Below are 24,469 nucleotides of genomic sequence, written 5' to 3' on the forward strand. Positions count from 1 at the left end.
GGCAGATGTACAGCGAGAACGAGGACCTCTCGAACCATCCGGATCTGATGGGGTCCGAATGGGCGAACCGGATCGCCCGCATAGAGAAGCAGCATTCGCGGCGGCAGCGGTGGTCGGGGCGGAACCGGCAGGTGCGCAGGTGGTTACCGGTGGGCGCGGTGCTGGTGGTGGTGCTCGGCGGGTGGATTGCGTTCAATCATCCGAATTTCGGGGGCACGGTGGCGGTGCAGAAGTCGGCGGCACCGACGACGACCGCGACGCAGCGTGCGGCCGAGACCGCTCGGGTGAATCTCAATATGCCGTTTCTGAACACTCCGGCGGCGGGGTGGGCGGACGGTGCGGGCGGATTCGTGGCTCCTGCGGCCGCGCCCGTCGGGGGTTATGATGCGGACACGGTCGCCTCGGCGTATGAGCGCACGCGGCAGTTGCTGATCACGCAGCGGGTGGATCGCGCGGCGATCACCGGCAACGACACCTCTCGGGTGTTGAGTCAATTGGCGCCCAAGATGCGGGAATTCGCGGAGGGGGAACTTCGCGACAAGCCGGATTCGACCACCGGTTTCTACGTGACCGCGATCGCCCCGGGCCAGGTGTTGCTGCCCGCGCAGCCGAAAGTCTTCGGCAGCATGCAGGCTCAGCTCAATGAAGAGGGCGAGTTGGCGATCCACACCAACTATGTGGTCGCGTACGCCTTCGATCCCGGCGATCCGCAGCGGGTGCACCGGGCCATGGACATGATCGTGGTGCAGCGCTGGGAAGTGGACTACACGTTCGCCAATGCCACCGACGCCAACGGGCGGCGCTGGGTCGAGGGCACCCAGGGAATCTGGTTGCGCAACGCCAAGGCGCACACGTATTCGGGGGAATGCTCGTGGGGCAACAAGGGATTCCTGGCTCCCGCCTTCGCCAAGAACCAGAGTCTCGGTGGCGCGCCGCCGGAACACGATGCCGATTACTACTTCGATCCCAGCCATCCCATCCCGACCGGCGACAATTGCCACTGATTCAGAAATAGCCGAATTGCATTGCCATGCAACGCTTTTCATTCATTCCGACCGAGACTGATACCGTGCATTATGACCAGCCGCCCGCGTGACCGCGATGTCTTCGCGCTATGGGGAAAACTCGTAGCCCACCACCGCTTTCTCGTCCTCGGTTTGGTCGCGGCCGGGCTGCTGGCGCTCGGCGGCTACGCCTGGGGATTCGAAGGGCGTCTCAGCGCGGGCGGGCTGGACGATCCGGGTTCGGAATCCTCACAGGCGGCGAATCTGGCGGCGGCGGCGTTCGGTGCGGATCATTCCGCGGATGTGGCGGTGCTGTACACGGCGCCCGAGGGGATGACGGTCGACGATCCCGATCTCGCGGCGGCGGTGGCCGAGAATCTGAACGGGCTCACGCAGCGGTTCCCGAACGAGATCACGGGGGTGAACGCGGCGTACTGGTCTGCCGTGCACACCACGAAGGGCAATTCGGCGAAGCTGGCCACGGATGACCGGTCGCATGCGCTCGCGTTGATCGCGCTCAAGGACTATGGGGCGCAGGACTATACGACGGTCAAGGACGCGTTCGCGGTGCCCGGGGTCAAGGTGCAGGTGGGTGGGTTGCAGCCGGTGTCGGTCGCACTGACCGACACCATTGCCGCCGATACCCATCGCATGGAGTTGCTGGCCATTCCGGCGGTGGCGATTCTGCTGTTCTTCATTTTCGGTGGTGTGGTCGCCGCATCGCTGCCGCTGCTCATGGGTGTGCTGACCGTGCTGGGCGCGAACGGGATCGTGCGGTGGATCACCAACTTCACCGAGGTGAATTCGTTCGTGGCCCCGGTGGTTTCGATGATCGGGCTGGGGTTGGCGATCGACTACGCGCTGTTCATCGTGAGCCGGTTCCGGGAGGAGGTGGCGGCCGGATACGACACGTCGACGGCCGTGCGCCGGACAGTGACGACCGCGGGTCGCACGGTGTTGTTCTCGGCCACCATGATCGTGGCGAGTCTCGGCGGGATGCTGTTGTTCCCGCAGGGGTTTCTGAAGTCGATCGCCTACGGTGCGATCGCGACCGTCACGCTGGCCGCATTGACCGCGGTCACCATTCTGCCCGCGATGCTGGCGATTCTGGGGCCGCGGGTGGATGCGCTGGGTATCAAGCGATTCCGGCGCGCCGATTCGGCTCGTGATGTGGAGAACGGTTTCTGGGGTCGGTCGACGTCCTGGGTGATGCGGCATCCGCGGAAGATCACGGCGGTGCTGATTCTCGGGCTGCTGGTGTTGATCGTGCCGGTGCGCAATATCGCCTTCGGCGGGTTCAGCGAGAAGTATCTGCCGCCGGACAATGCGATTCGGGTGGCGCAGCAGCAGATCGACGCGAACTTCCCGTACCGCAAGTCCGACCCGATCGAGTTGATCATCGTGTCGAAGGACAGCACGCAGGTCGGGCCGCTCATCGCGCAGGCGAGTCAGGCGCCCGGCATCCTGCCCGCCGGTTTCGAGATCCCGAGCCGGTCGCAGCTGCAGCCGGACGTGTTCCGCACCGCCGCGTATCTGGTCGATTCCACCAAGTACGACAAGACGATCGACTGGCTGCGGCAGCTGCCGGTGCCCGACGGGGTGACCATGATGGTCGGCGGGGTGCCGACGGTGCAGCACGACGCCATCTCCGCGCTGCTCGATCGACTACCGCTGATGATCCTGCTGGTGCTGGCGTTCACCACCCTGCTGATGTTCCTCACCTTCGGTTCCCTGGTGCTGCCGCTGAAGGCCGCGTTCATGAGCGTGCTCGGGCTCGGCTCCACGCTCGGCATCCTCACCTGGATCTTCACCGAGGGCCACGGTTCGGGCCTGCTCGACTTCACCCCGCAGCCGATCCAGGCCAACATCCTGTTCCTCATCATCGCCATCATCTACGGGCTGTCGACGGACTATGAGGTATTCCTGTTGTCCCGCATGGTCGAAGCCCGCGCCGCCGGGGCGACCACCGAGGAGGCCATCCGCTCCGGGACGGCCCACACCGGGCGGATCATCACCGCTGCCGCTCTCATCCTCCTTGTCGTGACGGGCGCGTTCGCGTTCTCCGACCTGGTCCTCATGCAGTACATCGCCTACGGCATGATCTCCGCCCTGATCATCGACGCCACCGTCCTGCGCATGCTCCTCGTCCCCGCCACCATGAAACTCCTCGGCGACTACGTCTGGTGGGCCCCCCGCTGGATGAAACGCATCCAACGCCGAATCGGCCTGAGCGAACCCACCCTCACCGAAGAACCCGAAAACCTCCGCACCCCCGAATTAGCCGAAGCCCGAAGCTGATTCGACTGTCACTGGACTCCGGTGCCCCGTCGTGAGTGTCGGTAGGCTCGCGGTATGGAGACTGTCGATGGAGTGGCCAGCGAAACCGTCAGGCGTTCGGTTGTTCTCGCCGGGGGCGGCGTTGTTGGGACCGCGTGGATGTCGGGGCTCGCCGCCGAATTACGCCGCCGAGGAATCGATTTGGGAGCGGCCGAGTCGATCGTCGGCACGTCCGCAGGCGCGATCGTCGGTGCCGCGCTCGTAGTCGGCAGAGATTTGGACTCCTTCGCCGACGATCCCCGGCCCCCGGGCTATGCCGGACCTACCGGGCAGGGCGGAACCACCCTCCGGGCTGAACCTGGAGTTGCTCGGGGCCGTCTCCGCGGTAGTGGCGGACCGGACACTGGATCGGGATACAGTGCTGCGCACGGTCGGCCGGATGGCGATGGCCGAGGAGCCTGCCCCACCGTCGGACATCGCCGAGCTGGAGTGGCTTGTCGGCGGCAACGAGTGGCCGGATCACCGGCTACGCGTGGTCGTGGTGGACGCGGAAGTCGGCCAACGTCTGGTGTGGGACAACAGCTCCGGCGTGCCCTTGGCGGCCGCTGTCGCCGCGAGCCGCTCCTTCCCGGGAGCCTGGCAGCCGGTCGTCATCGGAGATCGCTACTACATCGACGGCGGAATCTGGTCCGCCGCCAACGCGGACGTAGCCGCACCGTCGAACATCCTGCTGGTCGTCGAACCGCTGGCACACAGATTCCCACCCGAACGGCTACAAGCCGAACTCGCGACAACCGCCGCCGACACGGTCGTACACTTCCACCCCGACGCCGCGACCATCGACATATTCACCACGTTCGCAACCAACCCGAACCCCCTCGCGAGCTGGCCCCACGCCTTCCGCGCCGGCGTCCGCCAAGCAGAGGACCTGGCAAAACAATTGATCGACGCAGGCTGGTAGCCACCGCACCACCTGACAGCCCGTATCGATCTACTACGGCGGCAGCCGAGGCTGGGATGCAAGGATTCGAACCTCGATCGACGCAGCCAGAGTGCGTAGTCCTGCCGTTGGACGACATCCCAATAGTGCACTGGGGCAGGAGGACTCGAACCTCCACCGACCGCTTCCAAAGAGCGGTGTCCTACCGTTAGACCATGCCCCACCATGCGTGATCACAGTGCCACTCACGCTGCACTCACCGCAACGGATTAACCGGTCGGCGAACCGGGCGATCGCCGCCGCGGCGTCACCGATCAGAAAGCATTCACGCCTTGTCGAGGGTGCGCCTTCCGATGGCTGCGCTCAGCGCGTCGAGTTCTGCCAGTACATCGGTGGCTGCCCAGATTTGGTTGCGCTTGCTCTCGGAGAGGAGTTCGAGGATCCCGGCCTCGGTCAGTCGCCCCAATGCCCGATAGGTGCTGCCGTCTGTGGTTCCGGCGATGCGTTGCGCGGTGTCGGCGTTGAAGATCGGGGTTTCGAGGAGGGCGGCGAGGAGAGCTTCGTCCGCCGAGTTCGCCCGCGGGCGAACAATGTCACGCCAGCGTCTGGGCAGGTCGGCAAGTACCAGGGCAGAGTCCTGTGCGGCCTCGCTCGCATTGATCGCGCCGAGGGCAAGGTATTCGACGAAAGCGTCGACATCGCCACTGCGAAATCGGTTGAGGTGCAGGAAGTATCGGCCGGTATCGGCCAGCATGACCGATGCCAGAGGTACCGTCACTCGATGAGTCAGGCCGCGGCGGCGCAGGACCGCGCTGATCAGCGCCCGCCCGACGCGGCCGTTCCCGTCGGTGAACGGGTGAATGGACTCGAACTGGGCATGCGCGATGGCGGCTTGCGCAAGAATCGGCAAATCGTCGCGATTGACGAATACCAGTAGGTCATCGATCAATTCGGCGACAAACTCGGGGGGCGGTGGCACATGTGAGGCATTGATCGGCGTGTAGTCGCTGCCACCGATCCAGTTCTGAACATCCCGCAGTTGCCCCGCATCCAGCGCGGTGTAGAAATCGACGTTCATCAATAGCCGATGCGCTTCGAGAAAGTCATCCAGCCCGATACTGCCCGAACCGGCCGCGTCGACCATCGCGATCAGAGCCTTGACCGCTGCTAACTGTGATTTCGCCTCGTCACTGGCCTTACCTCCAGCAACAGCCTTGCCGAAAGCCCGCCAGCCCGCATCGATGTGTTCGATCTTCGATGATGCGACCGACTCGCTGCGGAGCAAGAAGTCCGCCAGCGGGGCCAGATGCTCGCCGAACCCTGCTTCGAGACGGGCAATAGCGATCACAGCCGCTTCGTGGGCGCGGGCCACGGGTCCGGTCGGATCGTAAGAGAGCTCGCCGATTCTGGGCGGAATCGCAACAGTGATGCGCTCGAGCATCCGGTCCGCGCGCGAGCCTTGTCGCTGACGCGGGCTCCAGCTGCGCTCTTCAGTTCGGTGTGATGGCCAGTTCACGCGGACTTCTCCAGGTAAAGTCGACTAACGCTCCGGTTAGCTTACTTTATACCCACAAAACACAGTTAAGGTTGGGGTTGGCGTACTTTTCTACCCTTCGGGCTCGTCGCTCCTGGTCCCGGGAGAACCGAGCCAGCTAGCCGGGGACCAGGCCGATGCTGCGGCCGATGTCGGCGAGGGTGGAGTCGAAGAGGACGTCGGGGTGGGAGATCTGGATGGGGTAGTTGTTGAAGACTTCCAGGGTTACGTGGCCGTAGAGGCGGGCCCAGAATTGGATCATTACGTAGCTGACGCCCAGGTCGAGCTTCTCCGCCGGGAACTTCTGGCCTGAATCTGCAAGGACGGCAAGGAGTTCCGTTTGGAACTTGATGAGGTCGTCGCGGAGCTCCGGCGGGATGAGATCCAGTGGGGGCGTGACTACTTGGTATTCCGTCAGAAGGCGGCCTGCGGCGCCGAGGAAGATGCGGCCTACCGGTTCGCCGAATTGCTGCATGGCGCTGGTGATTCCGGCGGTGACCGGGGAGGCGAAGACCAGAGTGAATTCGCGGGAGTGGGTCAGCGCCCAGTGGCGGAAGCCGCGGCAGATCGCGAAGAAGCGCAGGCCGGCGTCGTCGGGGAGGTCGGCGATGGCGGCTTCGAGGTCTTTGGCGAGGTCGGCGCACACGTCGGTGCGGACGGTGGCGAGCAGGTTGTCGCGGGAGTCGTAGTAGCGGTAGAGCGCGGGAGCGGTGATGCCCAGCTCCCGCGCGATGGCCCGCAACGTCATGGCGTCGGGGCCCTGATCGACCAGCAGTGAGCGCGCGACGCGGCGGATGTCGGCGTCGTTGACCGCGGGCATCCGGCCTCGTCGGCGAGGTTCACTCATGCTGATCGATTCACTCCGCATCCGTGTCGAATGATTGGGGCCCTAGGTGGTTATGGCAAGTTACCGCCTTCGGGCCCGAATCGCTCACTCGTACGCGACCTGCCAGCTCTTGATGCCGTTGAGCCAGCCGGAACGCAGGCGCACCGGCTCGGAAACCTGGTGCAGGTTCGGCATCACGTCGGCGATGGCGTTGAAGATCAGATCCAGCTGCAGGCGAGCCAGATTCGCGCCCACGCAGTAGTGGGTGCCGGTGCCGCCGAAGCCGACGTGCGGGTTGGGGTTGCGCAGCACGTTGAACTTGTACGGGTCTTCGAAGTAGTTCTCGTCGAAGTTGGCGGCACTGTAGAACATGCCGACACGCTGGCCCTTCTGGATCAGCTGGCCCGACAGCTCGACGTCCTCGACCGCGGTGCGCTGGAAGGCGATGACCGGGGTGGCCCAGCGGACGATCTCGTCGGGCGCGGTGCGCGGACGCTGCTCCTTGAACAGTTCCCACTGGTCCGGGTTGTCGACGAACGCCTTCATGCCGTGCGTGGTGGCGTTGCGGGTGGTCTCGTTGCCGGCGACCGACAGCAGGATCACGAACCAGGCGAATTCGTCGGAAGCCAGTGCGTCGCCGTCGATGTCGGCGTGCAGCAGGGTGGAGGCGATGTCGTCCATCGGGCAGGCGCGACGCTGTTCGGCGAGGTTCCAGGAGTAGCCCATGACCTCGGCGGTGGCGACCTTGTGGTCACCGTTGAACTCCGGGTCGTCGTAGCCGATCATCTGGTTGGACCAGTCGAAGATCTTGCCGCGGTCTTCCTGCGGGATACCGATCAGCTCGGCGATGGCCTGCAGCGGCAGCTCGGCCGCGACCTGCTCGACGAAGTTGCCTCCGCCGTTCTTCTTGGCCTCGTGCACGATTCGCTCGGCACGGTCACGCAGGGCGTTGCGCAGCGACTCGATCGCGCGCGGCGTGAAGCCCTTGGAGATGATCCGGCGCAGCTTGGTGTGCCGCGGCGGGTCCATGTTGAGCAGCAGGTACCGCTGTACCTCGATCTCTTCGCGGGCGATGTCGCCGTAGAAGCGGATGACGGCGGTGTTCTCCTCGGCGGAGTACTGCTCCGGGCTCTTCGAGATCTCCTTGATGTCATCCATCTTGGAGACGGCCCAGTAGCCGCCATCGTCGAAGCCGGTGAGGCCGTTGGCCTGCGGCACCCAGAAGGGCTTGGCCTGCGTGCGGAGAGCTGCGAATTCCTCGACGGGCAGACGCTGGGCCAGCAGGTCGGGATCGGTGAAGTCGAAACCGGTGGGGATGGACGGCGCGGACACGGAACCTCCTTTGGAACACGTTCCGCTCGAGTGTGCCACGCCACACCCCGGTTTGTGAACACCTATTACTAAATAGCGTTCATTTGATGGGTGCCAGCACGCGGGATAGCTTCTGCCCCATGGGGGTCGAGGCGGAAAACCCGCAGGCCGGGGCCGGAGTCGGTGGGTACCGATGCGAAGTCGCTGCTGGACTCGGACTGGCCCGATCCCTCCACGACACTGTTCAGCGCCGGGTCGGCGAAGTAGGTCGGCAAAGGCGCTCCGGCGGCTCGCGGACGCGAAGAAGAGGGAGGACTTCGCGACCGAAGCTCGCCTACAGCCAGAGGCGCAGGGAAGGTGCGCGGAGGAGGTAGCGGAGGTAGCGGCGGCGGTGTTGGCGCATGATTTTTCGGGAGTCGCTGCCGTGGAGGGCGGCGATTTGTTCCCAGCCCCAGCCGGTGGTGCCGAGGGCGTCGACCAGTGTCAATTCGACGAGGTCTACTGCCATTCGGTGTTCGTGTAGTAGTTGGAGTGCGGCGGCCACGTCCAGGCGGGGGACGTCGCCGCCGGTGGGCATTCCATCTCGCAGCCAGGAGTCGGAGGAATTCGTCTCGACGGCCGCGGCTACGGCGGCGATATGGTCCCAATCGCTCTCGATGCGGTCATCGAGTAGGTATCGGGTGAGCTGATCGTGGATCGGGGTACGCGAGGAGTTCTCCTGCATGAATCTGAAACGTAGGCGCTTAACGCGGCGGAGTCGCGTCGCCACGCCGGTCCGCGGCCAACTCCGCGCGTAGCGCCTCGTCTGCGATGTCGGACAGCAGTTGCGGGTCGAAGCGGGCGACGACATCGAGGCCTGAGTACCACGGCCCGATGCTCCACATCTCGGCGAGCAGTCGGCGTATTTCGCTGCGAGCGGCATCCTGGCTCGCGGGCGGGAGGTCGACCGCGGCCCGCACGTGGGTATCCGCGATTCGGGCCAGTGCCCTCGCACGCCGCTCCCCCTCGATGCCGTGGGCCAGGTCGAGCGCGTATTCGATCTCGCCGATGGTGAGTGCCACCTCGACCAGCTCGGCGGTGGCACGGTCGCGGGCATCGACGTGTGGGATCGCCTCCAGCACCGCGACCGCCGCATGCAGTGTCGTGCGGGCAGCCGCCACGCCGGCGTTGTCCGCCACGGCGGGAACGGCCGTGGCCAGCGCGCGAATTCGCTCGTCGGCCAGGGGAATTCGATCGGCGAAGGCCACCGCACGCGACTCCTGCCCCGCGCGCACGAGCGCGGCGACCACCTCCCGGTAGGCGACGGATCGTTCGTACTCGTCCGAGACGGCCCCGGCGATCATGGCCGCCTCACCGAGCGGTCCGGTCCGGGCGCGTGCGGTGGCGAGCACCGAATACACGTGTTGCGGGTCGAGTTCGAGCGGTGAGAGCCCGTCGACCAGCCTGCCGATTCGGTCGGCATCGCCGAGTGCCGCTGCCAGCAGCACCAGATCCACCCGATCCTGCAGCGTGTCACGGTAATTGGCGGCGACGACGGCCTTCTCGATGTCGTCGAGCAGCGGTTGCACGATCGGCGCGGCGAGCGCGATGCCCGCCTCCTCGACCGTGCACCGCATGACCGTCAGGCGGTGCCCGCGCCCGGCGACCGCCTCGAAAACGCCGAGCACGCAGTCGGTCTGGCCCAGAAGCGCGAATGCGGCTGCCAGCCGGCCCAATTCGTGATCGAGCAGTTCGAGGGGCTGCGACCAACTCGAATACAGGAAGGTGAACCGCCCGGCCAGCCCGGCCGCGCTGTCGATCGCGCCCGTCGAGACCAGGCCGCGGGCCAGCTTCGCCAGTGGAGCCGGTGCCGCGCCGTCGTATTCCGGGCGGGCCGCGGGGAACAGTGCCCGGGTGAATTCCCAGGACGCCTTGTCGTCACCGCTGCGCACCCGGTCGAGCAGCGCGCCGAGCGTGCTCACGGCGCGGGCGAGGAAAGCCGAGGCATGCTCGGCTGTTTCGACGTCCCGGGTGCCGAGGTGGGTGTAGGCGAGGAACCGGCAGCCGGTGTCCTCGATGCGTTCGGCCAGTGCGCGCGCCTTCGGCAGGTCCGCGGCGATGACGAGTGCGCGCAGCACCGAGTACAGCGCGAAGCCGCGCTCGTACGGATCGGTCGTCTGATAGGAGGTCCGCTCGATCTCGCCCGCGAGCCGTCGGGCGGTGGCGATCCGATCCGCCCGGATCAAGACCGGCAGCACGCTGGTCAGGATGTCGAGTCCCGCTGTCCCCGTGGCGAATCGCCGTCCGAGAGCGAGCGCGCGATCGGCGTCCCCGAGTTCGACCAGGCATTCGACCAGCCGCTCGACGACCGGCACTCGGGCGAGCCGCGGATATCCGGCGAGACGCGCCTCGACCGTGTCGACCGCTTCGCGAAGTTCGGCGCGGAATCCACCGGCCACCAGGTCCGGGGCGATCCGTGCCAGCAGCCCGGACCAGTCGGCCAAGTCGGCGTGCCCCTGGGCGATCGCCAGCGCCGACCCCACGCACATGGCGGCGGGCTCGGGCTCTCCCTGCAGCGCCATGGCCCGGGCGATACGGGCCAGCGCCACGGCCTGGAAATCATGACCTTCGAGCATGCGGCCCCGCGCGAACGCCTCCTCGAAGTCGCCGACGTCCGCGAAAGCGCCGATGGCGCAACACACCATCTCGTCGCGGTGCGGAGACCCTTTGACCAGCAGCGCGTGCCGGTTGATCTCGGTGAGCGCGTCGTCGACCGCCGTGCGCGGCCCTGATTCGCACCACGCCGAAACCAGGCGCGCGAGCACGTGGACCCGTTCGCGGGGCATGGTGATTTCCTTCGCGAGTTCCGCCGCGCTCTCGCTGTCCCCGGCCCCGATGAGGGCGACGACCAGTCGGCGGCGGTCGTCATCGGTCAGGGTGCGTGGTGTCGATTCGCGCAGCCCGTCGATGAGCGAGCGATTGTGCTGCGGATCGCCCGCCGCGAATTGCACCGAGACCAGGGCGATCTGAGCGCGCAACCGGCGGCCCGACCGCAGGATGCCGTCGGCCAGACTGCGCGCTCGCGACAGATCGCCCAGCAGCGCCATCGCGGCGGGCAATCGCACCGGAATGTTGGTGCCGCGCTGGGTCAGCCGCCGACGCCGCATGGCGAGCTTGCACACGGCAAGCAGATTCGGATCCGACCGCCCCCGCCAGAGTTCGGTGACCGTGGCGATCTCGGTCCGCGCTATCCCGTCGCCGCCGGTCAGATCCAGCAGTCGATCGTGCCGCGCGGTGTCGAGCGCCAGGTCGGTCATGCGTGCGACGTCGTCGAGGCGGCGCAGCATCGAGAAGTATCGGGTGAGCAGGTAGGTCGGGGTCCAGGTCGGCCAGCCTTGCTCGCGATAGTGCAGAGCCCAGATATGGATGCGATGGCGGTACTCGCCCAGCAGGATTCGCCCCAGGGCGGCCTCTGCCTCCTGTTGCAGCGTTTCGTGGGCGAGCAGGTTGATCTGATCGGCGGCATACCGGCTGGAGTAGGTCCGGAAGGTACGCCCGGTGACGCCCGACAGGATGGTGTCGATCCGGAAGGGCGGCTGACCGGTGAGATCCTCGAGCTCGCTGCCGGTGAGACCGTGTGCGGCCGTGACCAGTCCGAGCACTTCTTGATCGACGACGGAGCGGTCGAGCAGTCCCCGCAGCTCCAGCCGCGCCGCCCGGCGGATGTCGAAGGCCGTTGCGGCGGGGGTCAGTTCCCGCCGTCGGCAGTCGTGGAGCGGATGTACCGGGACGACATCCAATGGCAGCCCGGGGGTTCCGCGCCCGGCGACGATGACGCGCAGCCCCGGCCCGGGCCGCTTCGGCAGCAGCGAGGCGATGCTGGGTCTGCCCCGATCCTCGTCGAGCCCGTCCACCAGCAGCACGATCCGTCCACCGCTCTCGGCGGCCCGCTGCGCGGCGAGTTCGAGCAGGTGCATCCGGACCGAGTCGCGGTTGCCCGTGGCATGCGCTGCCGCGGCGGCCTGATCGGGCAGCAGGGCCGAGAGTTGTTCCAGCACAGCGTCGGTGAAGGCGTGGTGGTCGTCCTGGGCGGCCAGCCGCGAGGTGATGAAGAACGACACCAGTCGCACGCCCGGCGGTGGGTGCAGGGCGAACCAGGACATCAGCGCGGTCTTGCCCGCCCAGGGTCCGGCCTGCCACCAGACGTACGGCTCGTCGCCGACGCAGAATTCGGCGAGTTCGACCAGTTCGGCGGCACGGTCGATGAGCCCGTGTTCCGGTGCCAGGTCGCGGATCTGCGTCGTGTAGGCGGTGTCGACGGCGGTCGGCAGTACCGCGGACGGAGTGCGGCCGGAGCGTCCGGCATTCTCCGCCAGCGCCACCCGGCCCGCCGTACCACGTTCCAGCGCTTTGGGTTTGGGTAGTGCGGCGGCGGGCAGGCGGTCCCGCAGTTCGCGGTAGAGCATCGACATGGTCAGGTATCGATCCTCGGTCGCGACCCCGGTCCCCAGGACGTCGAGCATCATCCCCGTGAACGCGGTGCGGCCGCCATTGCCCTGGGCAACAGCGAATTTCGACTTCTCGTCGGTGGCCGTCAGCACGAAGGCGCCGTCGATGTCGGTGGCTTCCCTCAGCACCTCACCGTCCGGTGCCAGCACGCCGCCGCCGAAGGCTTTACCGCTGTGGCAGCAGTCCAGAATCATCACGACCGCACCGCGCGCATCCCGCTTGATCCGCGAGCGGAGGACCGAGTAGGGCAGCGCCGTCACATCCGCGTCGTCGGCCCGAGATCCGCTGTGCGTCAGGTGCAGTTGGTTGTCGACGACGGTCCCGTGCCCGACGTAGTAGACCAGCAGCAGCCCGCGTGCCGCCCGCGCGGCCGCGGTGATGGTGGCCGCCACCCTGGTGCCGTCCGAGGGATCGAGCACCACGTCGATGTGCCGATCCGGGATGCCGGTCGTGGTCCGCAGGAATTCGGCGAAATCTCGCAGGCTGCGCTCGACTTCCGGGAACGAGTCGAAACCCGAATCCTCGGCGTAATGGGCGGTGCCGATGAGGACGGCGCGGGTGGCTTCCGGATCAGGAAGCGTCATCCCGGGTCCCACGTACCCGATCGATAATGTCGAGAATTTGCACCTGCTCGACGGCTTGCGTTCCCGTGGCGTCGATTTCGGCGGTGGCACCGTCGGGGCCGGTGAAGGTCATGCGGAGTTTGGGCCGTCGCATGCGCAGCCAGGCGACCACACAGGTCGACAGCGCGGTGCAGAGCGCCGCGGAATCCACGACTATGCGGATGACTTCCTCCGCACCGAGCGTCCCGCCTCGCTCGCCCCCGGCGGCAAGTGATTTCCGGGCGACCCTGAGCTCGTCGTCCTCGACCAACGCCTCGAACAGCGAATGCAGTTCCTCGACATCATCCTCGGATGCCTCGACGGCGAGCACCAGTTCCACAGTCGTCCTTCCCCCGTACGGCGTATTCGGAGCAGTCTGCCACGCAACCAGAACCCGTGACACACCAACCGCTGCCCTCGACTGCAGGGCGGTCAGCACCGAACGATCATGTCAGCCTTCAGCTTTCCGATACTCGTCGCGGGCCACGCATCTCCCTTTTGCCTATTGCGAGGCCGGGGGCAGGAGTCGGCCGCTGAGAACGGGACGATCGTTGAGGTCCGCCACAGGCAACCCGGCGCCGAGATTCTCCGCGAGCCTGTAGAACATTCCGAGGGACGACCTCGACGGGCCGTATTCACATTCTTCGGGTCGAGCGCCGAAGGCCTGCATCTCGGTGTCGAAGCGATGCGGCTCGATGCCCGTCCGCGCGAAGCCGTCCGTGGTGCTGAGTTCCGTGACGAGGCGACCGTTCTCGGCATACCGGAACACCGCCCCCGGCTTCTCGTTGGAATGCAACGCCAATGCCGCGGTGCCGATCGAAGCACGCAACACCAGCCTCCGGTCCTCCAAGCCTTTCCAACTACCGTGCTCCCACGCCCAAGCCCAGCTCCGGTAATGACCGGCACTGACCACATATCCATCGGCTGCGTAGAGGAGACCACCCAGCTCATCCCGGAATTCATCCGGCCCGCGCACGGCCACGGTATTTCGGTCGACACCCATCCGCTCCAACAACTCCCGAGCGTTGATCTGCCGCGCGAAGGTGATATTGACCAACGGCAGATCCCTGCCATACATCCACCCCAGGCCACCATTCACGGTGTTCCCGTCATCAGCTGAACCAGTCACAGCGCCGACACTGCCACGTGTCACCGACATCCATCGTCGAGCCCAGCTCCAGGCATGATATTCGCAGCGGTGCGGCCATTTGCCTGGAACCTGGGGGCGCCCGCCGAATGCACTGAACTGTCGAATTGAGTGTGTTCAGCGGATGTTTCAGCCTTCTTGCGCTGCCAGTACCGCGGTCGTCAGGGTGAGGTGTCGAATCAGGATGTCGGCGGCGGTGTCCGGGTCGCGGGCCAGTGTCGCCTCCTCCAATCGGCGGTGCTCGTCAATGCCGTCGCGTTCCGGGTTGCGCTGTGTCGACCAGCGGCGGGCCAGCTCGCTCGCGACCCACAGTCGGTCGAAGGCTTCCAGTAATACCGGGTTGCCGCAGCCTTCCAGGAGGGTGCGATGGAAGACCCGGTGGGCCTCGGCCCATTCTTCGCTGTAGTACTCGCCGTCCTGCTGGGTGAATGCCGGTGTGCGCGCCAAGCGGTGGTGGGCAGCTCGCACGTCGCCTTCCCAGTGGACGTCACCACGTTCGATCGACATGCGCAGCAGGACCGGTTCGAGGGTCCGGCGGGCCTCCCCGACCTGTTGCCAGCGCTGAGCGGACACGGCCGGGACGGCGAAGCCGCGATTGGTGAGGCGTTCGGCCAGGCCCTCGCCGACCAGCCGCACGAGTGCCTCGCGCACCACGGCCAGGCTGACACCGTGTTGCCTGGCTAGATCCTGCGGCTTGAGCGCGTCGCTGGGCGCGTACTCGCCGCGCATGATCGCGTTCCGCAACAGCGCGTAGACCTGCTCGGAAAGCATCTGTTTCGCGGGCTGGGCTGGGGTGGGGGTCGTCCGAGTCACCACCAGATCATAGATGATTCGACAAATAATCGATTATTAGTGCTATCGTCGATTCTGCACGCTCGGTACGACTCGAAAGGCACGACACGATGAGCGCAAACGATCCCTTCGCCCGCCTCCCCGAGGCAGCCGCGTTCACACTGACCAGCACCACCGTGAGCGACGGCGCCGCCTGGCCGCCCGCGCAGTGGTCCTCCGGTGCCCCCGGCGGCAAAGACGTTTCCCCGCAATTGAGTTGGAGCGGCGCACCGGCAGGCACCAAGAGCTATGCCGTGACCGTGTACGACCCCGATGCCCCCACCGGCTCCGGGTTCTGGCACTGGGCCGTCGCCAATATCCCGGCCACCACCATGACCCTGCCCGAGGGCGTCGGAGACGACGCGGGCAGCGGCCTGCCGGTCGGCTCCTTCCAATTGCCGAACGACGCGCGCCTACCTCGATACATCGGCGCGGCGCCGCCGGCCGGACACGGAGAGCACCGATACTTCGTCACCGTCCACGCTCTGGACGTGGATGACATCGGCATCGCCTCCGACTCCACGCCGGCTCTGCTCGGGTTCACGATCGCCGGACACATCCTGGGCCGAGCCACGCTCGTCGCCACGGCGGAGACAAGGCAGTGAATTCGATTCGAATCGCCGGTTCCGCCGCGAACGCCGACTCGGCGTGGATGCCCGAGTCTTTCCCCTGCGATGTCGAGATCGTTCGCCACGCACGGCGCGACGGCGACTCCATCGCCCGCTGGGTCGAGGTCATCGTGAACGGCATGCCGATGTCGGCCAGCGGCGAGCCACGGGTCGTACACACGCCCCTCGGTACGCATGTCGCGCTCGACCTGACCGCCACTTCGGTCAGAATCCGAACCGAGGACGGGACATGAGAATTCAAGGAAATGCTATGAGCGACAACGATATCGACCGTATGGACGATCGAACCGTGTTGATCACGGGTGCGACGGACGGACTCGGCCGCGAACTCGCGGTGCGGCTCGGCGCAGCGGGGGCCCGGCTGATCCTGCACGGCCGCAACCCTGATCGGGCCGCAGCGGTCGCCGACGAGGTAACCGCCGCGAGCGGACACGCTCCGCTGATCATCCTGGCCGACCTGTCGCGACTGACGGAGGTGGACCGGTTGGCTGACGAGATCATCACCCGCACTTCGCGATTGGACGTACTCGTAAACAATGCCGGCACCGGCGGCCGGTCCGACAGGAAACGCGGACTCAGCGCCGACGGCAACGAATTACTGTGGGCGGTCAACCATTTGGCCCCGTACCGGCTGACGCAGCGGCTGCTTCCGCTGCTACGAGCCTCGGCTCCGGCGCGGGTGGTGAACGTAGCCTCCGCCGGCCAGCAGGAGATCGACCTCGACAATCCAACCCCCGAGCACGACTACAACGCGTACACGGCTTACTGCCGATCCAAGCTGGCGATGATCATGGCGACCATCGAGTGCGCCCGCGAACTCGACGGAACCGGCGTCACCGTGAACGCCCTACACCCGGCCACCCTCATGGCGACAACCATGGTGCGCGAATCCGGCGCCACCCCGATCAGCACCATCGCCGAAGGCGCCGACGCAACCCTCCGACTGATCTCCGATCCGAGCCTGTCACAGACAACAGGCCAGTATTTCAACGGCACCAGAAACAGCCATCCGCACGCACAAGCCGCCGATCCGAAGGCACGCCGCCGCCTACTCGAAATCAGCGACACCGCAGTAATTTCGACGGTGGGCCGATAGGCCACGTGGGTCGGTAGGTGCGCGCCACGCGACCTATCGGCCCACCACCAGAATCAGCAACGCACGAACACCCGCTACTGCCGCGTGGGGGCGAATCCGTTGATCTGGCGCAGCGGAAGATCAACGGGCCCAAGTCATCTCGGCCCACGAAACGCACCGAAATGCCGAGTTGTGTGCGTCCAGCTGCGGAGTCACCGCAATAATTCGTTGGCGGACGACTGCGACCATTGCTACCTTTCCGGTGGCCGTGCCGGAGAACGAGGAGGTGGTACCCGTGAACGCAGTATCGACGTGGGTGCTCCCCTCCGGGGTCACGGTCGGGCGATAGGGGTCGTCCGGGAGCGCCGTTTGAGCACTCCCGAAAGGCACTACCGTGCAAATCATTACCGAACAGCGCCTCGACAACGACATCCTCGAGCGCGAATTCATCCTCGGCGAGATCCCCGGCATCCTGTGGACACCCGCGTCCGCCTCCATACCGATGCCGCTGATCCTGGTCAGTCCCCCTCCCTTCGGGCTGCGCAAGGCGTACCCGCGACTGCTGACGCGGGCCCGGCACTCGGTAGCAGAGGGTTACGCCGTGGCAACCATCGAGCTCCCGTGGAGCGGTGACCGACCCCGTTCGGCCGCTGCCGATCAGGCCGTCGCCGACCTGCATCGGGCGCTGGCGGCGGGTGGGCCGGTTGACGACGAGATCGTCGACCGGCTGGTCCTCCCTCTGGTCGACAAGGCGGTCCCGGAATGGCAGACCGCTCTGGACGCCCTTCTCGCGCTGCCCGAAATCGGCGGCCCGGTCGGCTACTCGGGCGGGGTGATCTCGATCGGCACCCGGCTGGCGAGGGTCGAGCCACGCATCTCGGCCGCCGTTCTGTTCGCCGGGAGCTTCGTTCCCCGCAGCATCATCGAGGAGGCCCGACAGGTCACCATTCCGCTGCATGTTCTGTTGCAGTGGGACGACGAAGGAAACGACCGGCAGATGGCCCTGGATCTGTTCGACGCCTTCGGCTCCAAAGAGAAGACGCTGCACGCCAATATGGGCGGGCACACCGGCGTCCCGCAGCACGCCGGCGAGGAGGCGAACCGGTTCTTCACCCGGCACCTGAGGTGAGGCCGGACCGCCGGGCCGGTTACCGACAATAGAGCCGTTGGCCGGTGCGCCGCTATCGAGGAAGGTTCCGGCCCTCCTCGATAGCGGTGGTCGCCGCCGACGCACTGTCCTGCCGCTGATCGCTCGGCTCGAAACGGCCAGCCGTTGAAGATCAACAGGCTGAGGTCATCTCGGATGCCAGCCGGTCTGACGGGTATGCGGAAGCTCCGCACAATCACGGCCCGGCCTCACCGGCCAGCCGGGAGGAATAGTGCAGCAATCGAATAACCACCGTCCGCCAGGCGAACAGGCGGAAATAGCTGTGAGAGAAGCGAACTCGGCCCTATCGACCACCCGACACCATCGACATCGAAGCCGACGGGCCGTGTGCGGAGAAGCGCACGCTTTTGCCGACCCGAAGCAGTCCGTTCGAGCTCGGGGTCGTCTCCGGCTACGGCTCGGCACATAGGTAGCTCGAATGGAGCTTTCGAACGTGCCGGGACTGTCCTCGTCAGAGGTATTTCTTGATGCTGTCCATGACGTAGTTCTTCTCCAGTTCGCTCGGGTCCGTGGCGTTGAGATGGATACCCACACCGACGAGGACTCGTTTGATCGCCTCCTTGCTGGAGGCGTACAGCATCTTGCTTTTGATCTTGGCCGTGTCCGGAGACCAGCTGATGAACACAATCTTCGAGCTCGGACGGCCGTCGCTCGTGGGGACTTCCAGGTCGATCAACGCGTATCGGCATTCGTGCTTGATCGCCGCGAGGGTCTCGTAGAACTTTTCGTAGTTCGCCTCGAGCGGTGCGGTGGACTCGATCACGATCTGCGAGTCGTTCTCGATCTTGTAGATGAAGTAGCGGTAGTTGCGCGGGGGCCGCTTTAGCTTGAAGTCGTTGAACTGGGTGACGACGTCATCGTGCACTGCGACACCTGATGCCACGAGGCCATCCTTTCGAGGCGGCATCGCACCAACCCGACCGTCGGACGGATCGACGCGGCTACCGGGATACATTGTCGTAGAAATCATTTCACGCCCCGCTGTCCGCTGTGGCCGGAAAAGAGCCAACTCTCACGAGTCCCCGATAGCATCCGCGGTATGCCTTACCGGCTCGGTACCGACCGCACTCTGCTCGATATCGAGACTGTGTGGGCGCACCTGTCGACCGGTACCTATTGGGGCGGGTCACGGACCCGCGATGAGGTCGAAGACGAATTCGCTGCGGCTTGGCGCGTGGTCACCGCGCACGATGGTGTCACCGGTGCGCTGGTCGGGTTCGCCAGGGCGATGTCCGATGGCTCGAGCCATGCCCGCACCTCAGGGTTTGCAGGCCGGGCGATTCTGCCCGCAGCACTGATCGAATATTATTGTGGTGCTGTCGAGTTCGCCTGTTCACCTGGCGCACGGTTACGCCCTGTCATGCCGAGTGCCGAGTGGCACATCCTGGAGGACAGATCAGGAATTCACCTCCAGAATGTGCCACTCGGCGGCGAGATGTGTTCTGGTGCTCGTGATTACGACGTTGGTATTGGTGGGGGCGGGGTGGGGGCGGGGGGCCAATGCTCGAGCATCCGGAACTGCCGCATCCCGCGCGGTCGGTGACGGCCAGGGCGATCTGGCTGTGGTGTCTCATGAGGTTGGTTCCGTGGCTGTAGGTTCGAAGCAAAGGAGGGAGATGCCGATGCGGAGAACACTTCTCGTCGCGATGGCGCTGGTGGCTGCCACCGGCGGGCTCACCGCGGTTGCCGGTACGGCGGGCGCGGTCGAGGATAAGGCGACCTGCGCCGCCGTCGACTCGGCGTGGACCGATTTGGTTACGCGCATCGGAGCACTCGGCGGCAGGGGATCGATAGCGGACCTGCGGCCGATATATACCGACGCCGCAGCGGGATTCGACGCAGCCGCGGCCGTCGCGGACCGGGGCGCGCTGAAGGACGCACTCGATATCGCTGCGGTACAGCTGAATCGACTCGCAACGACGGAGGACCTCGACGATTTCGACAAGGTGACGCGGGACACCGTCTTCACCGCGGCCATACACGCGGTCGGCGACTCCTGCGGATTCTGACCTCGCCGTCGAGATCACCACCACGGCATCAACCTCATGAGATCGGCGGAAGATCAACCGGCCGTGGTTGTCCGGGGCCTGCGGAGCATCCGCTGCTGCCGATTTGGATCTGTACCGATGGTGTGAGCTCGCTGATCGGCCGCCCGTTTCCGGTGTCGGCCGATGCGGCGTGTTGGGTGCGTCTAGTTCTTCACTGTGTAGCGCAGTTGTGCGAAGCCGCCGCCGAGGTCGGCGGCGGAGTCCAGGTGTAGCGAAACGTCTTCGGGTAGTTCACCGAAGAGGCGGAAGCCGGTTCCGATCAGGACCGGAGCGACGCTGATGATGAACCGGTCGACGCGGCCGGCGCGGAGGAAGGTTTGGATGAGGCGGCCGCCGTCGGGGTAGACGTGGGTGATTCCGCGTGCCTCGAGATCGGTGATGACGCTGTCGATGTCGCGGTAGACGGTGATGCGAGGGTCGGCGTCCGCGGGCAGGGTGGTGCTGAGCACGCCGACGTGGCGGTTGCCGTAGTGCCAGTTCTCCTCGCCGAAGCCGATGACCTTGTCGTAGGTGCTGCGGCCCATGATCACGGCATCGACCGAGTCGAGGAACTCGAAGAAGCCGAGATCCCCGGCGTTCTCGCCGCGTGAGGTCAGCCATTCGATGTCGTTGTCCGGTCGGGCGATGTAGCCGTCGAGGCTGGTGCCGATGAATACGGTGGCCGAGAAGGTCATTCGGTTCTCCTGGGTACGGCGGGTCACGGTCGGGTGAGCAGGTGGTCGAGGTCGTCGCGTAGCAGCACGGCGGGATCGCCGTCTCCGGTGAGGGCCCACCGCAACAGCGAACCGTCCATGGTGATCTTGACGGCGCGCGCGAGCCGCGGGACGTCGGTATCGGATGGAAGTTCGCCTCGCGCAACGGCTTCGGTGATCAACTCCTGCAATGCGACGTCGATCGCCCGGGTGTGGGTGGCGGCGTGCGCGCGGAAGTCGGGATCGGACAGGTCGAGCTGGAGCATGCCCAGCTGATTGGCCATCACCTCGGGAGTGGGTATGAGACGGGCGAACTCGTCGGCGACGATGTACAGCGCCGCCAGCGGTGAGTCACTCGTTTCGCGCGCTCGTCGATAGGGGTCCGCAGCGGTTTCGGCAGCGTCCGCGGCGAAGGCCAGCAGTAGCCCGCGCTTGGAGCCGAAACGCTGCGACAGCGTGGCCGGAGAAACTCCCGCTTCGGCGCCGACGTGAGCGAGGGTGAGCTTTCCGGGACCGTGAGCGCCGATGGCGCGTCCGGTCGCGGCGAGGATGTCGGTGTCGCTGGTGGTGCGTGGTCGGGGCATGAGGTCCTCCTCTCTTGATCGGCACGTTTATAAATGACTGTTCATTTATAAACGGGAGGGTGTCCAAAGTCAACCGTCGGGTGGGGCGTCAGTGACAAAGTCAGGGAGCACTCAGCGAGGGGCACGTTCGCCGAACGTACGCCACGGCGCTCGGCGGGAGGTGTCGGTGCGGCGCGATAGCGTGCACTTCGTTGGATGAAGACTGCGGGGAGGTCGTGATGGGGTTTACGTCGAATTGGCTGTTGTTCCGAGGGGTTACGCCGGAGGCGGTGTATCGGGGGTTGAACGTGCAGCCGAGTGGGATTCGGACGGATTGGCCGCAGGAGCCGTTGGCGGGGGCCAGGTTTGCGGATGGTTCGGTTCTGGTAGTGGAGAGCTCGGCCGAGGAAAGTCCGGAGGGGACTTGGGATTTGGCGGTGTTGTCGCGGGGCTGTGAGGTTATTGCCGCTGGGGAGATCGATGGGGCGGGGCACAGTGAGGTGGGGGTGTGGCGGGACGGGCGGAAGGTTTGGAGTGTCACTTCACCGTGTGATGAGGACGCGCCCACGCTGGTCGGTGATGTGCCTGCCGATGTCGTTGCGGGGTTGCACTACGTACTGACGGAGACCATGGCCGATGAGGACTGGGATCCGGACGACGGCGTCGACTACTTCAACGCGATCTTGAATCTGGCCGAGCATCTGACGGGGTACGTCTGCGGGAACGGGGCGCGGAGTGCGGGATTGGAGCACTTCGAGGTTCTCGAATCGACGGGTGAGGCATACATCGCGGCGATGTTTCCGGGCGCATTGACGGCAGCGTTGGCTGCCAAGGGTTTTCGGCTGGAGTACCCGGCCGAGGATCGCAAGACGGGCTACGTCGTCGATGTCTACACCACGGAAGGCATGCTTGCGGGGCTGACGAACGCCGTGAGGATAACCGTGGAGCGCGGGCGATACGGAGGCATCGTGGTCGGCGGTGGGGTGTCGATCCGGTCGGCAGCGGCGGCCGAGTTCAACGCGGGACTGCCCGAGGAGGCGTTGGCCGAGGGGTGGGAGGACGCCGACCGTGGGGAGATCGAGACGTCGCCCTTCGATCGGTCTCCGCATCCGGCCTATTGGGATACCTACTGCATGCGAGGGGCCGAAGACATCGACCATGGGGTGCAGTGGGTTGTGAAGTATCTCGACGGGCCGATGGCGAAATGGTTCGCCGAGCACGACAGCGTCGGCAAGCTCGCCGTCCAAGCGAGGCAACCGCATTGGATCAGCAAGCGGTTCCATCCGGTCAAATTCCGCGCCACCGTCGCATACCTCGCGACGCACGGTCACTTCGAGCACGCCGCGGAACTCGTCGCGTGGTACCGGAGGCTCGGCGAGTACAACTCTGATTCGATCGAGCGCGTCACGGCATTCGACGCAGCACTGCGCGAACGCTTTCCGGATTACGCGGCGCAACGCCGGGACTAGCCGAGGCCGCCGGGGGCGCTCACTCACTCCAAGCTCTGGAGAACCTGGCCATACCTGGCGCTAAACCTCGGGAATCAGGCTGACCTCTCGAGCATTCCGCCCGCCACGCCTGCAGTGAACGCATCCCACTCCCCCGCCGTGAAGACGAGCGCGGGGCCGGTCGGGTTCTTCGAGTCGCGGACGCCCACGTTGCCTGTGGCGAGGAAGGCCACCTCGACGCATTGGGAACCGGTTTCGCTGTAGCTGCTCTTGAACCACTCTGCTCCGGTCAGGTCAACGGTCACGGTCGAACTCCCTTGCTGCCTGGCGGATCAGGTCTCGCGTTCGTACTTCGTCGAGGGTTTCGGCTCGAATGGCCTCGGCCAGTTCACTGTAACGCTGCACGTCTTCATGTCTCTCTACGTACAGGTCACTGGTCAGTCGGCCTTCTACGTAGACGACCGGTGGCTCGATCGCGTGGTTTCGCGGGTCGGTGCCGAAATCGAGCAGTACGAACGGGCCGTGCTGGAAGCCCCATGTGTAGCCGGCCGCGAAGGGCTGAACTCGCACGGTCACGTTGGGGGTGGTGCTCAGATCGGCGAGCCGTTTGAGTTGTGCGGACATCACGCGCCTGCTGCCGACGACCCGATGCAGTGCCGCCTCGTGCAGGAGCACGTCGATCATCAGTGGGTTGGCTTTACGGGTCACGATCGCTTGACGCTTGAGCCGGATGTCAACGCGCCGTTGGATGTCCTCGTCGTTCTCGAAGCCCGGGAAGCAGCGGTACACGGCACGGGCGTAGTCCGCGGTCTGCAGGAGCCCGGGTATCTGCTCTTGGTAGGTGGTCAGGCGGCGGGCGGAGCGTTCCATGCCGACGTACATGTTGAACGCGTCGCTGAAAAGCCCTCCGAGGGAGAAGATCCCATCCTCGTCCTTGGCGGTCGCAGCGCGGTAGGCCAGGCCGACCGCCTTCTCGGTGTCGTCAGTGGCGACCTCGTAGAGCATGCACAACTCCCGGACGTCCTGCCGTCGCGGCTTGACGGTTCGTCCGGCCTCGAGCCGCTGTAATGCGTTGAAGCTGAGCTGGACTTGGACGGCTGCCTGTTCGAGAGTCAGGCCGGTCGCCTGGCGTCGTTCGCGCAGGAACCTTCCCAGTTGCCGCCGCAGCAGGGTCGGCGACTCGTCCGCTGCCATCGATGCTCTCCCCTGAAAGTGAATCCACTCGAGAACAGAATCTGAATGTTGTGTCACGGCGGATTTGAGTCTCACCGTGGGCTTTCAGACTAGCTGATCTGAATATTCAGATTGCTGCTATTCACAAATCGAGTCGGTGATGTGCTGGGGCGACAGCGATTTCACGGAGGTGAACGATGTCCAGCAGCAACCAGTGGTCGGTGCAGGCGATCATCGACCGGGTCGAACGGGAGAAGACGCAGGTTGGGAACGCAGAGTTGTGGTGGTGTTGCACTGATCCGCGTAGAGAACCGAGCTGTTCGGTACGGAGATCGCGGCGGTCGGTGTTCACTGCGGTTGGGATGGCCGTTTCCCGTTGGGGTGCAGGGATCTTCGGGGGTCGACATGTCTTGCGATGATGCGGATTCGATCGAGATTCAGGTTGTTCAGGACATTCTCGAGGTGGTCGAGGCGCGGCTGCGGGAGTGGGAGGGGTGTGGGTGGTGGTTGAGCGTGCCGCGGTGGCGGGTCTTTGCTGTTGTGCTGCATGCGGTGATCGTCAGTGCGCGGGAAACTCATGGCTGCCGAGCCACACTCGATCGCGCCCAGGTTCTGGATGCGATCTTCGACGGGGTTGAGTCACCGAATGGGGCGAATGTTGCGAACCCGGTCGACTGCGTGATTCGTCGCCACGGGGTGAACGCGAACTGACG

The 24,469-nt window shown here is 65.6% G+C and carries 24 protein-coding genes, 2 tRNA genes and 1 pseudogene; 11 read left to right on the forward strand and 16 right to left on the reverse strand.

The window, feature by feature from the left end:
* Positions 1–5: 5 nt before the first annotated feature.
* From ACYVN4_RS19710 to ACYVN4_RS19725, 4 genes and pseudogenes are all read left to right on the forward strand, one after another.
* Positions 6–1,004, forward strand: a complete 999-nt coding sequence (locus tag ACYVN4_RS19710) for a hypothetical protein (protein ID WP_460723177.1) — start codon at positions 6–8, stop codon at positions 1,002–1,004.
* Between the two features lie 72 nt (positions 1,005–1,076).
* Positions 1,077–3,302: an MMPL family transporter gene (locus ACYVN4_RS19715; RefSeq protein WP_460723179.1), complete on the forward strand. Its 2,226-nt coding sequence runs from the start codon at positions 1,077–1,079 to the stop codon at positions 3,300–3,302.
* 54 nt (positions 3,303–3,356) lie between these two features.
* Positions 3,357–3,560 (forward strand): annotated as a pseudogene (locus ACYVN4_RS19720) (patatin-like phospholipase family protein); the annotation flags it as partial.
* Between the two features lie 34 nt (positions 3,561–3,594).
* A complete protein-coding gene (locus tag ACYVN4_RS19725) occupies positions 3,595–4,242 on the forward strand; it encodes a patatin-like phospholipase family protein (protein ID WP_460723181.1) in 648 nt (215 codons plus the stop codon).
* A 51-nt stretch (positions 4,243–4,293) separates the two neighbouring features.
* Here the strand turns inward: ACYVN4_RS19725 and ACYVN4_RS19730 are convergent.
* The 10 genes from ACYVN4_RS19730 to ACYVN4_RS19775 form a co-directional block, all read right to left on the reverse strand.
* Positions 4,294–4,364 (reverse strand) — tRNA-Gln (locus tag ACYVN4_RS19730).
* An 8-nt stretch (positions 4,365–4,372) separates the two neighbouring features.
* Positions 4,373–4,444 (reverse strand) — tRNA-Gln (locus ACYVN4_RS19735).
* A gap of 102 nt (positions 4,445–4,546) precedes the next feature.
* A complete protein-coding gene (locus ACYVN4_RS19740; RefSeq protein WP_460723183.1) occupies positions 4,547–5,737 on the reverse strand; it encodes a Fic family protein in 1,191 nt (396 codons plus the stop codon).
* A gap of 136 nt (positions 5,738–5,873) precedes the next feature.
* Positions 5,874–6,575: a TetR/AcrR family transcriptional regulator gene (locus tag ACYVN4_RS19745; protein WP_460723185.1), complete on the reverse strand. Its 702-nt coding sequence runs from the start codon at positions 6,573–6,575 to the stop codon at positions 5,874–5,876.
* 111 nt (positions 6,576–6,686) lie between these two features.
* Positions 6,687–7,913, reverse strand: a complete 1,227-nt coding sequence (locus ACYVN4_RS19750) for a cytochrome P450 (RefSeq protein WP_460723187.1) — start codon at positions 7,911–7,913, stop codon at positions 6,687–6,689.
* A gap of 313 nt (positions 7,914–8,226) precedes the next feature.
* Entirely contained in the window at positions 8,227–8,616 is a 390-nt protein-coding gene (locus ACYVN4_RS19755; RefSeq protein ID WP_460723189.1) for a hypothetical protein, read from the reverse strand.
* Positions 8,617–8,635: 19 nt separating this feature from the next.
* Positions 8,636–12,964: a caspase, EACC1-associated type gene (locus ACYVN4_RS19760; RefSeq protein ID WP_460723191.1), complete on the reverse strand. Its 4,329-nt coding sequence runs from the start codon at positions 12,962–12,964 to the stop codon at positions 8,636–8,638.
* Positions 12,951–13,421 (reverse strand): effector-associated constant component EACC1, encoded by a 471-nt coding sequence (locus ACYVN4_RS19765; RefSeq protein ID WP_460723193.1) that lies wholly within the window; start codon positions 13,419–13,421, stop codon positions 12,951–12,953. The genes ACYVN4_RS19760 and ACYVN4_RS19765 overlap by 14 nt, the downstream gene beginning before the upstream one ends.
* A 63-nt stretch (positions 13,422–13,484) precedes the next feature.
* Entirely contained in the window at positions 13,485–14,039 is a 555-nt protein-coding gene (locus tag ACYVN4_RS19770; RefSeq protein WP_460723195.1) for a DUF6461 domain-containing protein, read from the reverse strand.
* Between the two features lie 219 nt (positions 14,040–14,258).
* The gene (locus ACYVN4_RS19775; RefSeq protein WP_460723197.1) at positions 14,259–14,942 is read right to left on the reverse strand and encodes a GntR family transcriptional regulator; all 684 of its coding nucleotides are present in this window, start codon (positions 14,940–14,942) and stop codon (positions 14,259–14,261) included.
* Positions 14,943–15,031: 89 nt separating this feature from the next.
* Between ACYVN4_RS19775 and ACYVN4_RS19780 the strand changes: the two genes are divergently transcribed.
* The 4 genes from ACYVN4_RS19780 (at position 15,032) to ACYVN4_RS19795 (ending at position 17,793) form a co-directional block, all read left to right on the forward strand.
* Positions 15,032–15,565 (forward strand): YbhB/YbcL family Raf kinase inhibitor-like protein, encoded by a 534-nt coding sequence (locus tag ACYVN4_RS19780; protein ID WP_460723199.1) that lies wholly within the window; start codon positions 15,032–15,034, stop codon positions 15,563–15,565.
* On the forward strand, positions 15,562–15,822 hold the full coding sequence (locus tag ACYVN4_RS19785) for a hypothetical protein (RefSeq protein ID WP_460723201.1): 261 nt from the start codon (positions 15,562–15,564) through the stop codon (positions 15,820–15,822). Before ACYVN4_RS19780 ends, ACYVN4_RS19785 begins: the two co-directional genes overlap by 4 nt.
* A 17-nt stretch (positions 15,823–15,839) precedes the next feature.
* Positions 15,840–16,685: an SDR family NAD(P)-dependent oxidoreductase gene (locus ACYVN4_RS19790; RefSeq protein WP_460723203.1), complete on the forward strand. Its 846-nt coding sequence runs from the start codon at positions 15,840–15,842 to the stop codon at positions 16,683–16,685.
* Positions 16,686–17,058: 373 nt separating this feature from the next.
* Complete coding sequence (locus ACYVN4_RS19795) at positions 17,059–17,793, forward strand: dienelactone hydrolase family protein (protein WP_460723205.1); 735 nt, start codon at positions 17,059–17,061, stop codon at positions 17,791–17,793.
* 490 nt (positions 17,794–18,283) lie between these two features.
* On the opposite strand, the gene ACYVN4_RS19800 is transcribed toward ACYVN4_RS19795, so the two are convergent.
* Both ACYVN4_RS19800 and ACYVN4_RS19805 read right to left on the reverse strand, forming a co-directional pair.
* Positions 18,284–18,715 carry an actin-binding ADF family protein gene (locus ACYVN4_RS19800; protein ID WP_460723207.1) on the reverse strand — a complete coding sequence of 144 codons (432 nt, stop codon included), beginning with the start codon at positions 18,713–18,715 and terminating at the stop codon, positions 18,284–18,286.
* A gap of 243 nt (positions 18,716–18,958) precedes the next feature.
* Positions 18,959–19,081: a hypothetical protein gene (locus tag ACYVN4_RS19805; protein ID WP_460723209.1), complete on the reverse strand. Its 123-nt coding sequence runs from the start codon at positions 19,079–19,081 to the stop codon at positions 18,959–18,961.
* 373 nt (positions 19,082–19,454) lie between these two features.
* On the opposite strand from ACYVN4_RS19805, the gene ACYVN4_RS19810 reads away from it, so the two are divergent.
* Entirely contained in the window at positions 19,455–19,841 is a 387-nt protein-coding gene (locus ACYVN4_RS19810) for a hypothetical protein (RefSeq protein WP_460723211.1), read from the forward strand.
* Between the two features lie 182 nt (positions 19,842–20,023).
* Here ACYVN4_RS19810 and ACYVN4_RS19815 read toward each other — a convergent pair whose 3' ends face one another.
* Both ACYVN4_RS19815 and ACYVN4_RS19820 read right to left on the reverse strand, forming a co-directional pair.
* Positions 20,024–20,554: a dihydrofolate reductase family protein gene (locus ACYVN4_RS19815; protein ID WP_460723213.1), complete on the reverse strand. Its 531-nt coding sequence runs from the start codon at positions 20,552–20,554 to the stop codon at positions 20,024–20,026.
* Positions 20,555–20,577: 23 nt separating this feature from the next.
* On the reverse strand, positions 20,578–21,156 hold the full coding sequence (locus tag ACYVN4_RS19820) for a TetR/AcrR family transcriptional regulator (RefSeq protein WP_460723215.1): 579 nt from the start codon (positions 21,154–21,156) through the stop codon (positions 20,578–20,580).
* Between the two features lie 608 nt (positions 21,157–21,764).
* Between ACYVN4_RS19820 and ACYVN4_RS19825 the strand changes: the two genes are divergently transcribed.
* Entirely contained in the window at positions 21,765–22,604 is an 840-nt protein-coding gene (locus tag ACYVN4_RS19825; RefSeq protein WP_460723217.1) for a hypothetical protein, read from the forward strand.
* Positions 22,605–22,678: 74 nt separating this feature from the next.
* Here ACYVN4_RS19825 and ACYVN4_RS19830 read toward each other — a convergent pair whose 3' ends face one another.
* The gene (locus ACYVN4_RS19830; protein ID WP_460723219.1) at positions 22,679–22,888 is read right to left on the reverse strand and encodes a DUF397 domain-containing protein; all 210 of its coding nucleotides are present in this window, start codon (positions 22,886–22,888) and stop codon (positions 22,679–22,681) included.
* A complete protein-coding gene (locus tag ACYVN4_RS19835) occupies positions 22,878–23,777 on the reverse strand; it encodes a helix-turn-helix domain-containing protein (RefSeq protein WP_460723221.1) in 900 nt (299 codons plus the stop codon). Before ACYVN4_RS19835 ends, ACYVN4_RS19830 begins: the two co-directional genes overlap by 11 nt.
* Positions 23,778–24,161: 384 nt before the next feature.
* On the opposite strand from ACYVN4_RS19835, the gene ACYVN4_RS19840 reads away from it, so the two are divergent.
* Entirely contained in the window at positions 24,162–24,467 is a 306-nt protein-coding gene (locus ACYVN4_RS19840) for a hypothetical protein (RefSeq protein ID WP_460723223.1), read from the forward strand.
* Positions 24,468–24,469 lie beyond the last annotated feature (2 nt).

It is taken from the genome of Nocardia heshunensis (assembly GCF_054782115.1).

Excerpts from the sequence above, each read along its gene's own strand:
- ACYVN4_RS19810 (WP_460723211.1), top strand. The coding sequence starts at position 19,455 with ATGCGGAGAACACTTCTCGTCGCGATGGCGCTGGTGGCTGCCACCGGC.
- ACYVN4_RS19760 (WP_460723191.1), bottom strand. The coding sequence starts at position 12,964 with ATGACGCTTCCTGATCCGGAAGCCACCCGCGCCGTCCTCATCGGCACC.
- ACYVN4_RS19820 (WP_460723215.1), bottom strand. The coding sequence starts at position 21,156 with ATGCCCCGACCACGCACCACCAGCGACACCGACATCCTCGCCGCGACC.
- ACYVN4_RS19835 (WP_460723221.1), bottom strand. The coding sequence starts at position 23,777 with ATGGCAGCGGACGAGTCGCCGACCCTGCTGCGGCGGCAACTGGGAAGG.
- ACYVN4_RS19840 (WP_460723223.1), top strand. The coding sequence starts at position 24,162 with ATGTCTTGCGATGATGCGGATTCGATCGAGATTCAGGTTGTTCAGGAC.
- ACYVN4_RS19790 (WP_460723203.1), top strand. The coding sequence starts at position 15,840 with ATGAGCGACAACGATATCGACCGTATGGACGATCGAACCGTGTTGATC.
- ACYVN4_RS19755 (WP_460723189.1), bottom strand. The coding sequence starts at position 8,616 with ATGCAGGAGAACTCCTCGCGTACCCCGATCCACGATCAGCTCACCCGA.
- ACYVN4_RS19745 (WP_460723185.1), bottom strand. The coding sequence starts at position 6,575 with ATGCCCGCGGTCAACGACGCCGACATCCGCCGCGTCGCGCGCTCACTG.
- ACYVN4_RS19715 (WP_460723179.1), top strand. The coding sequence starts at position 1,077 with ATGACCAGCCGCCCGCGTGACCGCGATGTCTTCGCGCTATGGGGAAAA.
- ACYVN4_RS19825 (WP_460723217.1), top strand. The coding sequence starts at position 21,765 with ATGGCCGATGAGGACTGGGATCCGGACGACGGCGTCGACTACTTCAAC.
- ACYVN4_RS19780 (WP_460723199.1), top strand. The coding sequence starts at position 15,032 with ATGAGCGCAAACGATCCCTTCGCCCGCCTCCCCGAGGCAGCCGCGTTC.
- ACYVN4_RS19710 (WP_460723177.1), top strand. The coding sequence starts at position 6 with ATGTACAGCGAGAACGAGGACCTCTCGAACCATCCGGATCTGATGGGG.
- ACYVN4_RS19805 (WP_460723209.1), bottom strand. The coding sequence starts at position 19,081 with ATGGCTCGAGCCATCGGACATCGCCCTGGCGAACCCGACCAGCGCACC.
- ACYVN4_RS19725 (WP_460723181.1), top strand. The coding sequence starts at position 3,595 with ATGCCGGACCTACCGGGCAGGGCGGAACCACCCTCCGGGCTGAACCTG.
- ACYVN4_RS19815 (WP_460723213.1), bottom strand. The coding sequence starts at position 20,554 with ATGACCTTCTCGGCCACCGTATTCATCGGCACCAGCCTCGACGGCTAC.